The sequence below is a fragment of the Pseudoflavonifractor phocaeensis genome (genome assembly GCF_038439875.1).
Classification (GTDB): Bacteria; Bacillota; Clostridia; order Oscillospirales; family Oscillospiraceae; genus Vermiculatibacterium.
In genome coordinates, this window is the sequence record NZ_JBCDMT010000002.1 from 383287 (window position 1) to 396090 (window position 12804).

Here is a 12804-nt window from a genome sequence, read left to right on the forward strand (position 1 = left end):
TTCCGCCCGGGGTGTGGTATCATCAGGAAAAAGACGGGGGGCGCTGAAATGGACGTGGGGCTGGAACAGGTCCGGGGCTACCGGCTTCGGGCCCACCATCTGGACCGGAAGCTGCCGCCGGGGGGCGAGGCGGAGGCCGCGGGGGCCTGCGGCGTGCAGAACTCCCCGCCGGGGGCCTGGGAGACGGCCCTCTTCAACCGGGTGGAGGGCTGCACGCAGGAGGGGCTGCAAAGCATCCTGTATGAGGATAAGGAGCTGCTCCAGGCCTGGAGCTGCCGGGGCGTCCCCATGGTATTCCCCACCGGGGAGAGCGGCGTGTTCCTGGACGCCCTGCGGGCCCGGCCGGGGGAGGAGCCCTGGATCTACACCCGGGGGATCGGCCTGGCCCTGGACCACCTGGGGATGACCTTTGACGAGCTCCTCCCCCTGGTGGAGAAGGCGGCGGGGTATCTGGACGACCATACGGTGAAGAGCAAGGAGGCCCTGGACCAGACCTTGGCCGGGCTGGTGGGGGAAGGCCTGTCCCCGGAGAAGCGGGCGCTGTGGGAGGACCCCTCCATGTACGGCGCCCCGGACCGGCAGACCGTGGGCGGGGCGGCGGTGTCCTTCCTTCTGCGGCCCTGCGCCTTTTCGGCCAAGGTGGTGTTCGGGGCCCGGGAGGGGAACAGCCCCGCCTTTACCTCCTTTCAGAACTGGGTGGGCCGTGCCCCCGCCCCCCGGCCGGAGGCGGAGCGGGGGCTGGCGCGGAAATTCCTGCGCTGCTACGGGCCTTCCGGACCGGCGGCCTTCCAGGACTGGCTGGGCGCCTCCCCCAGACAGGCCAAGCGCCTGTGGGAGAGCGTATCGGCGGAGACCGTCCCCGTGGGGGTGGCGGGGAGGACCCGGTACCTGCTGGCGGAGGAGCTGGAGGCCCTGGCCGCCGCCGGGGACGGTGGGGACCGGCTCCTGCTGCTGGGTCCCCACGACCCCTACCTGGATCTGAGGGACCGGGAAGTGGTCCTGGCCGACCCCGCCCTGCAAAAACGGGTGTGGAGGACGGTGGCCAATCCGGGGGCCGTCCTGAAGGGCGGCCGGGTCATTGGGATCTGGAAGGGAAAGACCCTGGGGGACAGGCTGGATGCGGCCCTGACGGTGTGGGAGCCCCTCTCCCGGGCGGAGGAGGGGCGGCTGGAGGAGCTGGCCGGGGAGTACGCGGCCTTTCGCCGGCTCACCCTGCGCCGCTGTCTATTGGAAAAGCTGTGAGGAGAGGTCCGGGCGCGAAAAGGCGCCCGGACCTTTTTTTACTCTTGTGCGGATCAGCCCCATCGGTGTATAATCTACCTAAACGCTAAGAAATGAGGTTTGATCGCATGGAGTATTTTCGCTGTGACTCTCCGGACTGCGGATACGTGACCGAAGACGCCAATCTGGAAAAGTGCCCGGAGTGCGGCGGGACCTTTTTTATCCCCGTGGAGGAGGAGTACGTCTCCGGCTACGGGTGGCTGTGCCTGGCGGACCAGGCCCAGGAGAAAGGGGACAACGCCAAGGCTCTGCGCTACATAGAGACCGCCATGGACCAGGAGTATCCCCCCGCCATCTACCGCATGGGCGTGTGCTACCTGCGGGGGCTGGGGGTGGAGAAGGATCCGGAGAAGGCCGCCGAGTATTTCAAGCAGGTGGGGGAGCAGGACGACCCCGCCGGCTGGTGCGCCCTGGGCCAGCTCTACCAGCAGGGCGAGGGCGTGGAGAAGGACTTTGAAAAGGCCGTGGAGCTCTACCGCAAGGCCGCCGAGGCCGAATACGCCCCCGCCGTGTGCTGTCTGGGCCTGTGCTACGAGACAGGGGAGGGCGTGGAGCAGAGCTGGGAGGAGGCCACCCGCCTCTACCGGCAGTCCGCCGACATGGGCTACGCCCGGGGCCAGTGCAATCTGGCCTGGTGCTACGAGTTCGGCAAGGGCGTGCCCCAGAGCTGGGAGGACGCCATCTACTGGTACTCCTCCGCCGCCGACCAGCAGGACCCCCGTGCCCTTTGCAACCTGGGCCTGTGTTTCGAGCGGGGCGAGGGGGTGGAGCAGAGCTGGGAAAAGGCCGTGAAGCTCTACGAGGCCTCCGCCCAGAGGGGCTATCCCCCCGCCCAGTGCAACCTGGCCTGGTGCTACGAGGCTGGGGAGGGCGTGGAAAAGGACCAGGCCAAGGCGGTGGAGTGGTATCAGGCCGCCGCCGACCAGGACGACCCCCGTGCCCTTTGCAACCTGGGGCTGTGCTACGAGCGGGGCGACGGGGTGGAGCAGAGCTGGGAGAAGGCGGTGGAGCTCTACCGCCGCTCCGCCGACCAGGGCTATCCCCCCGCCCAGTGCAACCTGGGCTGGTGCTACGAGGCGGGGGAGGGCATCGCCCAGAGCTGGCCCGACGCCATCCGCTGGTACCGGGCCGCCGCCGACAACGGCTTCGCCCGGGCCCAGTGCAACCTGGGCTGGTGCTATGAGAGCGGCCTGGGCGTGGAGCAGAGCTGGACCGAGGCCGTGCAGTGGTACGCCAAGGCCGCCGGCCAGGGAGACCCCCGGGCCCTCAACAACCTGGGCTGGTGCTGTGAGTACGGCAAGGGCATCGACCAGAACATGGAGGAGGCCGTGCGCCTCTACCAGGGGGCCGCGGTGCGGGACTATCCCCCCGCCGTGTGCCGCCTGGGCCTGTGCTATGAAAACGGCGAGGTGGTGGAGCAGAGCTGGGAGCAGGCCGCCGCCCTCTACCTGAAATCCGCCCAGGCCGACTACGCCCCCGGCATGTGCAACTACGGCTGGTGCTGTGAGTTCGGCAAGGGGGTGGAGAAGGACCTGGCCGAGGCCTTCCGCTGGTTCAGCGCCGCCGCCGGGCAGAACTTCCCCCGGGGCCTGTGCCGGGTGGGGCTCTTCTACGAAGAGGGCGACCAGGTGGAGCAGAGCTGGGAGAAGGCGGTGGAATATTACCGCCGCTCCGCCGATCAGGGCTACGCCCCCGGCCAGTGCAACCTGGGCTGGTGCTATGAGGCCGGCGAGGGCGTGGAGCAGAGCTGGGAGGAGGCCGTGAAGTGGTACCGGGCGGCCGCCGAGCAGGGCTACCCCCGGGCCCAGTGCAACCTGGGCTGGTGCTGTGAGGCGGGCAAGGGCGCGGAGCAAAGCTGGGAAGAGGCCGTGAAGTGGTACCGGGCGGCCGCCGAGCAGAACTACCCCCGGGCCATCTGCAACCTGGGCTGGTGCTACGAGGCGGGCAAGGGCGTCCCCCAGAGCTGGGAGGAGGCCGTGAGCTGGTACCGGGCGGCCGCCGAGCAGGGCTATCCCCGGGCCCAGTGCAACCTGGGCTGGTGCTACGAGCGGGGCCGGGGCGTGGAGGTGGACTACCAGGAGGCGTTCCGCCTCTACTCCGCCGCCGCCAAGCAGGATTATCCCCCCGCCGTGTGCAACCTGGGGGTCTGCTACGAGCAGGGCTGGGGCGTAGACAAGAGCTGGGAAAAGGCGGTGGAGTGCTACCGCAAGGCCGCCGACTTGGGCGACGACGCCGGCCAGTGCAACCTGGGCTGGTGCTACGAATCCGGCCATGGCGTCCCCGAGGACAAGGCCGAGGCCGTGCGGTGGTACCGCAAGGCCGCCGAGCAGGGCTACCCCCGTGCCCAGTGCAACCTGGGCTACTGCTACGAGATGGGCATCGGCGTGGAAAAGGATCTGACCGAGGCCGTCCACTGGTACACCCTGGCCGCCGAGCAGGGCCAGGCCCGTGCCCAGTGCAACCTGGCCTACTGCTATGACGAGGGCATCGGCGTGCCCGTGGACAAGGAAGTGGCCGTCCACTGGTATACCCTGGCCGCCGAGCAGGACTACTCCCGTGCCCAGTGCAACCTGGGCTACTGCTACGAAAACGGGGAGGGGGTGGCCAAGGACTTGAAGGAGGCCGCCCGGCTCTACCTGCTGGCCGCCGAGGGGGGTGACCCCTTCGGCCAGTGCAATATCGCCTGGTTTTTCACCCAGGGCACCGGCGTGGACAAGGACATGGAGAAGGCCTTCTTCTGGTTTGAGAAGGCCGCCGGGCAGGGCAACGTCCGGGGCATGTACAGCGTGGGGCTGTGCTACGAGCGGGGCGACGGGGTCCACAAGGACCGGCTCAAGGCGGTGGAGTGGTTCCAGAAGGCGTCCGTCAAGGGCCACCCTGGCGCCCAGTACAAGATGGGCGAATACTACGAAAGCGGCCTGGGCGGGCTGACCAAGAGCCAGGTGAAGGCCAGGGAGTTCTATGAGAAGGCCGCCGGCCAGGGGGACGAGGACGCCAAGAAGGCCCTGGAGCGCATGGACCGGGGCGAAGCCGCCCCTCAGACGGACGGGCCGGAGGCCGCCCCCGCGGCGCCCCAGGCCGAGGCCAAAGAGGAGCCCAAGCCCAAGAAGAAGGGGTTCTTCGGCAGGCTGTTCCACTGAGAAGACAAAGAAAGCCGGGCCCGCAGGCCCGGCTTTCTTGTTAAACGGCTTTTCTCAGATAATTGGCCAGGATGTCGATGAACTCGGTGTTGGAGGGGCGTTCCGTCAGGTGGAAACCCGCCACCAGGTCGAGGTATTTGCGGTCGCCTCTGTTCCAGCACACTTGGACAAGGGTGCGGACGGAGCGCTCCAGGGCGGACGGGGTGATGCCCAGCTGGGCGGCGGTCTCAGGGTAGAGCCGCTTGGTGACCAGCTTGAGGTTGGTTGGATCCTCCACCACCTTCTCCACCAGGCAGATGGCGCTTTGAAAGCCGGTGAACTTCCCCGTCAGACCCAGGCGGCGGAGCAGAGCTTCCGCGGTCACCGGGGACGGATTCTGTTCGGGTGCCATGCAGAGGCTCCTTTCTTAGTAAGAGACTGTGGAAGAGTATTCAATAATACTGTCAACTAGGTTGTTACTAGAATCATAGACCTTTACAGAGCACTTTGAACGATACTCATAACCGGATGTAACGTAGTAGGTTTTATCCAGAGAAATCATGCTGGAACCGGAACCAGTCCATTCCTTAATAGAAGACCAACTATACCCATTAGTGCTGCGTTGGAGTTCAAGGGTTACATCAGCAGTATAGCCAGTACGCAATTTGGCGCTACAAAACGGATTAGCTTGTCCACCAGAAGAAATATTGAGAGATACTGCTGCATTGAAGAGCCCTGTATATCTGGGTTCAATGGATGTAGCGCTAACTGTGCTGAGGGTAGCTGTAATACAGGAAAAGACCAGGATCATGCTGAGGAACTTGGAAATACGCTTTTTCATGTCGGATGACCTCCTTTTATTTTGAGCTTAAGCTCATATAGGAGACACCGTTCGACAAAAAACGTTACTTAAAAAATAATATTTTCTGCTATGCGAAGAGAATCCTTTAATCCGATACCTTCAGCCGTGATGTAAATATAAGTGGAAGTTTTCTCATCTATAATAAAGATTTGAATGTCGTTTTCGTCTTTTGCGGATATAACAGCTTTATTTTCATTGATGTTTGTGTGCTGAACATCTTCTGCCTCGGTATCCACAATAAATGTGGTATCATAATTTGTGGTTCGTGCAATGCTAATACATTTTCCGTTGGAAGATTGGTATTCTTTATAAGACATATTTCGATTGTCATCACGAGATTCAAGTTTCAATTCATCTGGTAACCAATTGACGGTAAACTCTAAGCCGTTTTCTTCTGACGCGATACTAAATCTTGTTCCCTCATCAAAGGTCTCAATCACCAGATTCAGCGTATTAGCCCGGAAGGTGGGCGAGGCGGCGAAGGCCGCGGAGAAGGCCAGCATGCTGAACAGGCAGACCAGCGCCGCGGCGTGGACAAGCCTCCAGGCGTGGTGCCCCACGGACCGGGCGGTGCGTGCGGCCAGCTTCCGGGAGATGAGCTCTCTCCCTCTGCGGACCACCTCCTCGGGCACCCGGAAATTGGCGTCCAGACGCAGGGCGGCGTTCTCCCGCTCCAGGTCCCGGCCCTCCCGGACGGCCACCTCGTCCGCCCAGAGTGTGAAGAGGGCCTCCTCGTAGCGCTCGATTTTTTCTTCCCGAATGGTCATAATAAAACCCCTTCTTTTGCGGCAATAGACGATTTTCGACACAACAAACAAACTTTACCACAAATTGGAGCGGGACGCAACGATGCCGAATGCGGATTCAGGGGGCTGAGAGAAATGATTTTTTACCCAAGCTGTATCCTTGCCATTGAAAACGAAAGCGACCGAAATTTTATGATGGAGCTCTACGCGGAATACCGGGACCTGATGTACTACAAGATCAGCCTGGTGGCCAGGGGCCGGAAGGACGAATGGGAGGATATCCTCCACGACACGGCGGCAGCCCTGTGCGACCACATCGACACCATGCGGCGGCTGAACCGCCCCCGGCTCACCAGCTACGTGGTGACGGCGGCGGAGAACCAGGCGAAAAACTTCCTGCGCTATCAGGACCGCCACAAGCGGGTGTCCTTTGAAGAGGCCCTGGATGGCCCCGACCCTCTGGACGGCGGCGGGGCGGAGGAGGAGATCATCCGCATGGAGCGCGTCGATGAGCTCTACCACGTGATGGGAGAGCTGGACGAGCGAAGCCGCTCCCTGCTGATGGCCAAGTACTTCCTGAACCGGCGGGACGCGGAGATCGCGGCGGACCTGGGCGTGGAGGAAGGAAGCGTGCGGGTCTATCTCAGCCGGGCCCGGGGCAAGGCCAAAAGACTGATCCTGGCCCGCCGGGAAGAGGCGGAGCAGTGAGACGGCGAGAGGGGGAGAGGGAACATGGGACAGCTTTTCCGCATCGGGGAGATGGCCAAGCTCTTCGGCATGAACATCAGGACCCTGCGCTACTATGACGAGGCGGGGCTCCTCCACCCCGTCCGGGTGGACCCGGAGACCAACTACCGCTATTATTCGGTGGAGCAGTTCGAGCAGCTCAACACCATCCGCTACCTGCGCACCCAGGGGGTGGGGCTGGAGGACATCCGCGCCGCCCTGGCCCACCGGGACCCGGCGGGCATCCGGGACCTTCTGCGGCGGCAGGAGGAGGCGGTGACCCGCCAGCTGGCCGCGCTGGAGAACGCCAAGGCCCGGTTGGCTGGACGGGTGAAGCAGATCGACGACGTGATGGATACCTCTCTTCTGGACCTGCTTCGCTTCCAGGACATGGACCCCAGGCCCATCGCCGTGCTGGACCAGCCCCTACGGGCGGGGGAGAGCCTGGAGCTGCCCCTGCGTTCCCTGGAGAACACCAGCGGCATGGCACCCAGCTATTTTCTGGGCAAGGTGGGACTGTCCATAGGGCGGGAGGACCTGGAGCGGGGCCGCTTCGACCGCTACCGCAGCCTCTTCTGCCTGCTGGACCCGGGGGAGGCCCCCCAAGGGCTGGGAGGGACCCTGGCCGGGGGCAAGTGGGCCCTGTGGCGCTTCCGGGGCTCCCACGCCGACGCCAGGGGACAGTACGCCCGGGTGCTGGAGCTGCTGCGGAACCGTGGCATGGTCCCCGCCGGGGACGGGGCGGAATTTGCCCTGCTGGACTTCGGCCTTACCGAGCGGCCGGAGGATTTTATCACCGAACTCCAGATCCCCGTGGCTCCGGGGCCCGGCTGAGGGAAGGCCCTCCCCAAAATTGAACAAAAAAGAAAGAGCGATTTTAGCGAAAATGCCATTGACTCTCCACCAGGTGGAAGGTTTAGGCTGGGTCCGGCTGGCAGTCTGGACAACGCCATACCCGCCTGTGTCCTCCGGGAGTCATGACCCCGGGGGGAGGGCATTTTCGCGAGATCGCTCTCTTTTTTGAGAATTTTGAGGAGGAAAACCGACATGAGTGACGCCGGAAATTCCGGGAAAAAGATGCTCTCCTTTACGGACTGTATGAGCATGGCCATCGGCCAGATCATCGGCTCGGGCATCATGGTGCTCACCGGCATCGTAATCGGCCTGACCGGCCACGGCACCATCCTGGCCTTCATCCTGGGCGCCGTGGTGGCCCTGTGCAACGCCTTTCCCTTCCTGGTCCTGCATTCATCCATCCCCGCCAAGGGCGCGGCCTACACCTACGCAAACCGCCTGCTGGGCGACAAGATGGGCTTTTTCTATCTGGGCATGTTTGTCCTGAGCCAGATTTTGATCGCCACCTTCGCCAAGGGCTTCGCCAGCTATTTCTGCCAGATTTTTCCCCAGTTCAACGAGGCGGTCATCGCCATGCTGGCCCTGACGATCGCCGTGGCCCTGAACATCATCGGCCTGAAGAACTCCGCCACGGCCCAGAAGCTGATGGTGGCGGTGCTGCTGGTCAGCCTGGCCCTCTTCGCCGCCTTCGGCCTGCCCCAGGTGGAGTGGAGCAACCTGACCATCACCGCGAAAAACATGATGCCCAACGGCCCCAAGAACTTTTTCACAGGCGTGGCCCTGCTGTCCTTCGCCTGCGGCGGCGCCAAGTACATCGCGGAGAACGCCGACGCCATCCCCAACCCCTCCCGCACCATCCCCAAGGTGGTCATCCTGGCCACCGTCCTGGTGGCCGTGTTCTACGCCCTGGTGGGCATCGTGGCCGCCGGCGTGCTCCCTGTGGAGGACGTGGCGTTCCAAAACCTGACCCTGGTGGCCCGGCAGATCTTCCCGCCCTGGCTGTATATCTTCTTCGTGGTGGGCGGCGCCATGTTCGCCCTCTTCACAACCCTGAACGGCACCCTGTCCTGGGTGACCCGGGGCCTCCAGGTGGCTGCGACCCAGGGCTGGCTGCCCGAGCGGTGCGCCAAGGAAAACAAGGCGGGCACCCCCGTCATCCTGCTGCTGGTATTCTTCGTGGTGGGCGCCGTGCCCATCCTCACCGGCATGGACCTGACCGCCATCTCCAACATGGGTGTGGGCACCGACGTGCTCACCGAGTTCGTCATCCTGGTGGCCTGCTGGCAGCTGCCCAAGAAGTTCCCCAAGGAGTTCCAGAGCTCCATGTTCCACATGGACGAGCGGCTCTTCAAGGTCATCCTGGCCTGCATCGGCGTCATCATGCTGGGCACGTCCTACGTGAACCTGTCCGACCTGACCCCCATCAACTACCTGTGCCTGGCCGTCTATCTGGTTGCCCTGTTCATCTTCACCCAGGTGCGCTATAAGCACGTGGTGGCCAAGCGGGAGAGCCTGGTCCGCTGAGCCGGGCGCCCACCCTCTTTTGTTTTCTTTTTCTCTCTCTGAGAAAGGCCCGGCCGCTTATGGCCGGGCCTTTCTCCTTGCATTATCAAAAAAGTATTGACTCTCCGGTAGGTGGAGGGTTTAGGCTGGAGACTGCGAAAATTGCCGCAAGGAGGAAACTTGTATGATCGGAACCATTGCCAACACAAGCGCCATTTTATTGGGCAGCCTGTTGGGCAGCGCGTTGAAGAAAGGCATCGGGGAGCGGTACCAGAACATCATGATGGATGCCATGGGCCTGGCCGCCACCGCCCTGGGCATCAATTCCATCGTAGGGGCCATGCCCGACAGCCGTTATCATGTGCTGTTCATCGTCAGCCTGGCCCTGGGCGGGCTCATCGGCACCAGGCTGCGCCTGGACACGGCCTTCGATTCCCTGGTGGCCAGGTTCTCCAAGGGCTCCAACCTGGCCAAGGGGCTGTCCACCGCCATCCTGCTCTATTGTTTCGGGACCCTGTCCATCCTGGGGCCCATCGAGAGCGCCCTCCACGGGGACCACACCTATCTCTTCACCAACGCCATCCTGGACGGCATCACCTCCATCGTGCTCTCGTCCACCTTCGGCATGGGCATCGCCATCGCGGCGGGGGTGCTCTTCTGCTGGCAGGGGGGGATTTTCCTGCTGGCCAACCTGATCGCCCCCTACCTCACCCCGGAGCTTCTGACCGAGATCTCCCTGGTGGGAGGGGTGCTCATCCTCAGCTCGGGGCTGAGCATCCTGAACATCAAGCAGTTCAAGACCCTCAACCTGCTGCCCGCCCTGCTGGTCCCCCCGGTGGCGGTGGGGCTGCTGTCCCTGCTGGGAATCTAATGGCTGACTTGTATTGACTAACAAATTAATAGGACAGGCAAAAAGGCATCATACTTACCAATTTTTTGTGCATATCCGCTAATTTAGCCAAATGATTCTTGTAATAAGAGCCGAATTTGAACATTCTGTAAACAAATAAGTTGCTTAATCAAACCTATCTTGTTATAATACATGATAGGTCGGGGCGGCAAAAAACCTGCCGCCCACGCGGACTTCACGGCCGGGAGGCCCGCGGCAGCTAATCCCAATGAGAGAAAGGACCTATTCTGATGTACGATTTTGACCAAGCGGTGGACCGGAGAGGGACCACCAGCATCAAGTGGAATTTCCAGAACAGCTTTGGCCAGCAGGACGGCCTGCTGCCCTTCTGGATCGCCGACACCGATTTCCCCACGGTGCCCGAGGTTATCGAGGCGCTGAAAAAGCGCTGTGACCACCCCGTCTTCGGCTACTCCGACCCCCTGCCCTCCACCTTCCAGGCCATCCAGGGCTGGTGGAGCCGCCGCTACGGCTGGACGCCCGATACCGAGTGGATGTTCATGACCTGCGGCGTGGTGACGGGGATCTACTTTGCCCTGGACGCCCTGGTGGCGAAGGGGGATAAGGTACTCACCTTCACCCCCGTCTACGACCCCTTCTTCGCCGCCATCAAGAACAGCGGCCACACCCTGGTGGACTGCCCGCTGGAGCACAAAGAGGACTATTTCACCATTGACTTTGACCGCTTTGAGAACGAGCTCAAGAACGGCGTAAAGGCCGTGGTCTTCTGCAACCCCCACAACCCGGTGGGCCGGGTGTGGACAGCCGAAGAGCTGGAGCGGGTGGCAGACCTGTGCGTCAAGTACGACGTGTGGCTCTTGAGCGACGAGATCCACGCGGATTACGGCCTCACCCGCAAGTACATCCCCATGGGTATCTTTGAGAAGGTCCATGATAAGCTGGTCATCTTCACCGCCATCAGCAAGAGCTTTAACCTGGCGGGTATGGTCTCCGCCTGCATCATGATTCCCAACGCCGACGTCCGCGCCAAGGTCCGCTACGAGTTCGACAGCCGTTGGATGTTCGGCCCCGCCGACCTGGCCTTCACCGCCATGGAGGCGGCTTACACCCACGGCGACGCCTGGATGGACGCTGTGTGCGGCTACCTCCGCCAGAGCGTGGAGCTTGTCAACAGCTTCGTGTCCGAGCGCATGCCCAAGGTGAAGGTCACAAAGCACGAGGGCACCTTCCTCATGTGGCTGGACATGACCTGCGCCGGCAAAACCAGCGGCGAGATGACCTCCATCCTGGCCAAGGAGTACGGCCTTGCCCTGGGTGACGGCAGCCACTACGGAAAACAGGCCGAGGGCTTCATGCGCCTGAACATCGGCTGCACCCACGCGACCTTGAAGGAGGGCCTGGAAGGCCTGGAGCGCTTCTACCGCAATTACGTCAAATAAAGCTGAGAGAGAGCTTTTTTGAAAAGGGAACACAAAAGATAAGGGAGGAACCACTATGAGCAAACAGCCCGCGAACGGCCATACGAAGCTGAATTTCAGCGATTGTATGGGCCTGGCCATCGGCCAGATCATCGGCTCCGGCATCATGGTACTCACCGGCATCGTCATCGGCCTCACCGGCCACGGCACACCCTACGCCTTCATTCTGGGCGCCCTGCTTGCCATCGCCACCTGCATCCCCTTCATCATCCTCACGTCCACCATCCCCGCCTCCGGCGCCGGCTACACCTACGTCAAGCGCCTGATGGGCGACAAGGCCAGCTTCATGTACATCGGCATGTTTGTGTTGAGCCAGGTGCTCATCGCCACCTTCGCCAAGGGCTTTGCCAGCTACTTCTGCACCATCTTCACCGGCTTTAACGAGAACGTCATCGCCCTGGGGGCCCTGGTGCTGTGCACCATCGTCAACATGGTGGGCCTGAAGAGCTCCGCCATCGTCCAGAAGGTCATGGTGGCCTTCCTGTTCATCAGCCTGTTCCTGTTCATCGCCTTCGGCCTGCCCAAGGTGGACTGGTCCACCCTGTCTCTGGCCACCCAGAACGTCATGCCCAACGGCCCCAAGAACTTCCTCACCGGCGTGGCCCTGCTCTCCTTCGCCTGCGGCGGCGCCAAGTTCGTGGCTGAGAACGGCGACGACATTGAGAACCCCTCCACCACCATCCCTAAGGTCATCATCCTCTCCACCTCCATCGTGGCCGTGTTCTACGCCCTCATCGGCATCGTGGCCTCCGGCGTGCTGCCCATCGAGACCGTGGCCTTTGAGAACCTGACCCACGTGGCCCAGGAGATCTTCCCCACCTGGCTGTACATGTTCTTCGTCTTCGGCGGCGCCATGTTCGCCCTGCTGACCACCCTGAACGGCACCCTGTCCTGGGTGACCCGGGGCCTCCAGGCCGCGTCCAAGGAGGGCTGGCTGCCGGAGAAGTGCGCCGAGGAGAACAAGAACGGCGTGCCCGTCATCCTGCTCATTGTCTTCTTTGTCATGGGCGCCCTGCCCATCGTCACCGGCATGGACCTGACCCTCATCTCCAACATGGGCATCGGCACCGACATGATCACCGAGTTCATGGTGCTCCTGGCCTGCTGGAAGCTCCCCGACATCCTGCCCGAGGAGTACAGGAAGTCCAACTTCTACATGAAGAAGGGCACCCTCCACACCCTGCTCATCTTCGTGGGCATCCTGATGATCGGCACCTCCTACGTCAACCTGTCCGACCTGACCCTGCCCGCCGGCATCGCCTGCGTGGTCTATGTGGTGGTGCTGTTCGTCTACACCCAGATCCGCTACAAGCACGTGCTCGCCCGCCGGGAGGGCGCCGCGCTGAACAAGTAAGAAAAACTT

Annotated in this window: 11 protein-coding genes; 8 read left to right on the forward strand and 3 right to left on the reverse strand. The window is 62.5% G+C overall.

The window, feature by feature from the left end:
- Window positions 1–48 precede the first annotated feature (48 nt).
- Together AAEU42_RS03895 and AAEU42_RS03900 are read left to right on the forward strand one after the other, a co-directional pair.
- A complete protein-coding gene (locus AAEU42_RS03895) occupies window positions 49–1242 on the forward strand; it encodes a winged helix DNA-binding domain-containing protein (RefSeq protein ID WP_342232219.1) in 1194 nt (397 codons plus the stop codon).
- Window positions 1243–1349: 107 nt separating this feature from the next.
- On the forward strand, window positions 1350–4421 hold the full coding sequence (locus tag AAEU42_RS03900; RefSeq protein WP_342232220.1) for a tetratricopeptide repeat protein: 3072 nt from the start codon (window positions 1350–1352) through the stop codon (window positions 4419–4421).
- Window positions 4422–4461: 40 nt separating this feature from the next.
- Here the strand turns inward: AAEU42_RS03900 and AAEU42_RS03905 are convergent, their stop codons facing one another.
- From AAEU42_RS03905 to AAEU42_RS03915, 3 genes are all read right to left on the reverse strand, one after another.
- Window positions 4462–4812: a sporulation initiation factor Spo0A C-terminal domain-containing protein gene (locus AAEU42_RS03905; protein ID WP_342232221.1), complete on the reverse strand. Its 351-nt coding sequence runs from the start codon at window positions 4810–4812 to the stop codon at window positions 4462–4464.
- Between the two features lie 15 nt (window positions 4813–4827).
- A complete protein-coding gene (locus AAEU42_RS03910) occupies window positions 4828–5241 on the reverse strand; it encodes a hypothetical protein (protein ID WP_342232222.1) in 414 nt (137 codons plus the stop codon).
- Between the two features lie 68 nt (window positions 5242–5309).
- Window positions 5310–6029 (reverse strand): DUF4367 domain-containing protein, encoded by a 720-nt coding sequence (locus tag AAEU42_RS03915; RefSeq protein ID WP_342232223.1) that lies wholly within the window; start codon window positions 6027–6029, stop codon window positions 5310–5312.
- A 171-nt stretch (window positions 6030–6200) separates the two neighbouring features.
- On the opposite strand from AAEU42_RS03915, the gene AAEU42_RS03920 reads away from it, so the two are divergent.
- From AAEU42_RS03920 to AAEU42_RS03945, 6 genes are all read left to right on the forward strand, one after another.
- Window positions 6201–6716 (forward strand): RNA polymerase sigma factor, encoded by a 516-nt coding sequence (locus tag AAEU42_RS03920; RefSeq protein WP_342232224.1) that lies wholly within the window; start codon window positions 6201–6203, stop codon window positions 6714–6716.
- A 24-nt stretch (window positions 6717–6740) separates the two neighbouring features.
- Window positions 6741–7568 carry a MerR family transcriptional regulator gene (locus AAEU42_RS03925; RefSeq protein ID WP_342232225.1) on the forward strand — a complete coding sequence of 276 codons (828 nt, stop codon included), beginning with the start codon at window positions 6741–6743 and terminating at the stop codon, window positions 7566–7568.
- 213 nt (window positions 7569–7781) lie between these two features.
- Window positions 7782–9113 carry an APC family permease gene (locus AAEU42_RS03930; protein ID WP_342232226.1) on the forward strand — a complete coding sequence of 444 codons (1332 nt, stop codon included), beginning with the start codon at window positions 7782–7784 and terminating at the stop codon, window positions 9111–9113.
- A 163-nt stretch (window positions 9114–9276) separates the two neighbouring features.
- Complete coding sequence (locus AAEU42_RS03935; protein WP_342232227.1) at window positions 9277–9963, forward strand: DUF554 domain-containing protein; 687 nt, start codon at window positions 9277–9279, stop codon at window positions 9961–9963.
- A 269-nt stretch (window positions 9964–10232) separates the two neighbouring features.
- Complete coding sequence (locus tag AAEU42_RS03940; protein WP_342232228.1) at window positions 10233–11402, forward strand: MalY/PatB family protein; 1170 nt, start codon at window positions 10233–10235, stop codon at window positions 11400–11402.
- A 55-nt stretch (window positions 11403–11457) separates the two neighbouring features.
- Window positions 11458–12795 (forward strand): APC family permease, encoded by a 1338-nt coding sequence (locus tag AAEU42_RS03945; protein ID WP_342232229.1) that lies wholly within the window; start codon window positions 11458–11460, stop codon window positions 12793–12795.
- Window positions 12796–12804 lie beyond the last annotated feature (9 nt).